Origin of the sequence: Shigella sp. FC1661 (assembly GCF_001712525.1) — a bacterium.
Lineage (GTDB): Bacteria > Pseudomonadota > Gammaproteobacteria > Enterobacterales > Enterobacteriaceae > Escherichia > Escherichia coli.
The window spans coordinates 1-210 of the sequence record NZ_MDGW01000559.1; the positions used below are offsets into that span (position 1 = coordinate 1).

The window sequence follows — 210 nt, forward strand, 5'->3', positions numbered from 1 at the left end:
GTTCAGCGCATTCCAGTGATTCAGGATATAGTCGAACGCCTTCGCCATCTCCGCATGTTTCGACAGCGTTTTCCTCTGCAACTGTATCCAGTCGTACAACGACTGCATCAACTGTAAGCGTACAGCCTGAACCGTCTGGTCAGAATCTGACGAATTAGACAAAGTGGTGTCCACCAAATAAGTAGTGGGAACCAAAGTGTCAGATATGCA

At 47.6% G+C, this 210-nt stretch carries 1 protein-coding gene; it reads right to left on the minus strand.

The annotated features are described in order from the left end of the window. Positions 1 to 195: IS66 family transposase (locus BFF42_RS22305; RefSeq protein WP_256387536.1), on the minus strand; the 195-nt coding region annotated here is incomplete at its 3' end. Between the last annotated feature and the right edge of the window lie 15 nt (positions 196 to 210).